The sequence below is a fragment of the Baaleninema sp. genome (assembly GCF_049974805.1).
Classification (GTDB): Bacteria; Cyanobacteriota; Cyanobacteriia; order Cyanobacteriales; family Geitlerinemataceae; genus Baaleninema.
The window spans coordinates 9,872-12,082 of sequence record NZ_JBNGCO010000128.1; the positions used below are offsets into that span (position 1 = coordinate 9,872).

The 2,211-nt window shown below is 45.3% G+C and carries 4 protein-coding genes; all 4 read left to right on the top strand.

Going from position 1 to position 2,211, the window contains the following annotated elements:
- Positions 1–631, top strand: a 631-nt coding sequence (locus ACP5D4_RS18725) for a phage tail protein (RefSeq protein ID WP_428013135.1), incomplete at its 5' end; no start/stop codon positions are given.
- 159 nt (positions 632–790) lie between these two features.
- Entirely contained in the window at positions 791–1,189 is a 399-nt protein-coding gene (locus tag ACP5D4_RS18730; protein ID WP_428013136.1) for a hypothetical protein, read from the top strand.
- A gap of 400 nt (positions 1,190–1,589) precedes the next feature.
- Positions 1,590–1,982, top strand: a complete 393-nt coding sequence (locus ACP5D4_RS18735) for a phage tail assembly protein (RefSeq protein ID WP_428013137.1) — start codon at positions 1,590–1,592, stop codon at positions 1,980–1,982.
- 5 nt (positions 1,983–1,987) lie between these two features.
- Positions 1,988–2,113 carry a DUF6760 family protein gene (locus tag ACP5D4_RS18740; RefSeq protein WP_428013138.1) on the top strand — a complete coding sequence of 42 codons (126 nt, stop codon included), beginning with the start codon at positions 1,988–1,990 and terminating at the stop codon, positions 2,111–2,113.
- Positions 2,114–2,211: the final 98 nt, after the last annotated feature.

The following is a 2,211-nucleotide window of genomic DNA, read 5'->3' on the forward strand; positions in this document are numbered from 1 at the left end:
ACAATGTATTTTCCCCCTCTCCCCATCACCCCATCACCCCATCATCCCCTCATCCCATCACCCCATCATCCCCTCATCCCATCACCCCCCGAAAACCATGACGAACAACCAATCTATCCCCCCACCTGCGAACTTTGTCGAACGGCTTACCTCGTCGCGGTTTTACGTGGAATTAAAACTCGATGGCGGCGATGATAATGTCGATGCGATTTTTAGCGACTGTCAGGGAGGTGCAGCCACCCAGGAGGTGACGGAAATTTGTGAAGTGACTCCGGAACGCTGGGGCAGCGAATCCGCCCGTTACGGGCGCGTCAGACGCACGAAAATCCCCGGTAACGTCAAAATTGATAATTTGGTTCTCAAACGGGGCATGACGCAATCTTCGACGCTGTGGCAGTGGTTCGCCGCTGTGCGCGATGGAAATTGGAACAAGCAACGCCGGGATGGTTCGATTTCGGTGTACGATTTGGCGGGAAAAGAACAGGCGAGGTTTGAGTTTTTTAGGGCTTGGCCGACGCGCTATAAAATTGCTGATTTCAACGCAAATAGTAGTGAAATTGAAATCGAAGAACTCGAGCTGGCTGTGGAAGATTTGATTCGCGTTCCGCCTGCGGACTCCCCTGGAATGTGATGGGGTGCATCTCAAAAATGTAAATTCATCAGATCGGAATCTCTACAATGAATTGAGCTGTTGTTGGGTTTCGCTATCGCTCCAACCAACCTACCGCAAACTCATATTTTTACAAAAGTGAGATGCACCCAATGTGATGTTTGTTGGATTGGAATTCGCTTGAGTTTAGTTAAAATCCATGAAATTAAAATTCCTGAAATTCAAGAGAGTTTGGGGTATTTTTGGAAAGCTATGTTTCAAACGGAATTTGAGTTTACACTACCGAAAGGCTATGTCGATTCCGACGGGAATTTACATCGCAAAGGGATTATGCGGTTGGCGAACGCGATCGATGAAATTCTTCCTATGCGCGATCCTCGGGTGAAATCGAATCCTGCTTACGCAACGGTGATTATTTTAGCGCGGACGATCGAACGGTTGGGAGCGTTGGATGAAGTGTCCCCCACCGTCATTGAAAATCTCTACGCTTGCGATTTAAATTACTTGCAAAAGTTTTATCGTAAAATCAATGAAATTGAAGATGAAGAAAATTCTAGATCGAGTCAAAAACCCAAATAAAGTAATACAATAATAATGTAAGTTAAATTGAGGAAGGAAGTCCAATATCTAAACATAAAAAACCAAAAAAGTAAGCCATTAGATAAATAATAATTTCATAAAATATCAAGAATGTATAGCCATAGGAAATGATTCGTGGCCAAATCCCCGATCGATCCAGGGCTGTGCGAGATCCCCGGCATCTTGGAGATGCCGGGGATCTAGAGACAGATAAATAATAATTTCATAAAATATCAAGAATGTAGTATTATTTAATGCTATCCAGATAAAAAAATAGATTGACTCGAGCCGTGAAACCCAATACAATAAATATTATAACCTTGCCATCATTGGGTTTCACGGCCTTAAAAATAACCGAATACTTTCCCAAAAAACAAACCCAGAAAACAAACTAGAATTGATGGTGGATTTTGCCAATTCTCAAACTGAATTTAAATTTGTATTACCCAAAGGCTTAATCGACGACAGCGGAACCCTGCATCGAGCGGGGACGATACGGTTAGCCACAGCGAAAGACGAAATGGTGACAGCGAAAGACCCGCGAGTTCGCGAGAATCCCGCTTACGGAACGCTAGTTCGGCTATCTCGGACGATTACCCGCTTGGGGACGTTGAGCGCGATCGATCCCGAAGACTTAGAAAACCTCTTTTCGATCGATCTGATTTATTTGTGTGAATTGTTCGATCGCATCAACCAAAAAGGCGATCCCCACATCACGACGCAATGTCCCCATTGTCAACAGGCGTTACGAGTCGATTTAGCCAACCTGGGGGAGTCACGGGCTACCCCCTAGCAGCCTTGCAAGAGGAGGTAGCCCAAATCGCCTTTCATTTTCATTGGTCCTTAGAAGAAATTCTCAACCTCGAACATCGCGATCGCCGCCTGTGGGTATCCCAAATCCAAAAACTCAACCCAAAAACTTGACATCCTGTCTCTGTTGCCCGTTTCCAGTTCCCTTTTCTCTGATTTTGACATCCTCACCGCCGAAGGAAGGGCGGTGATTCCCAAACCTCGCGATTTGG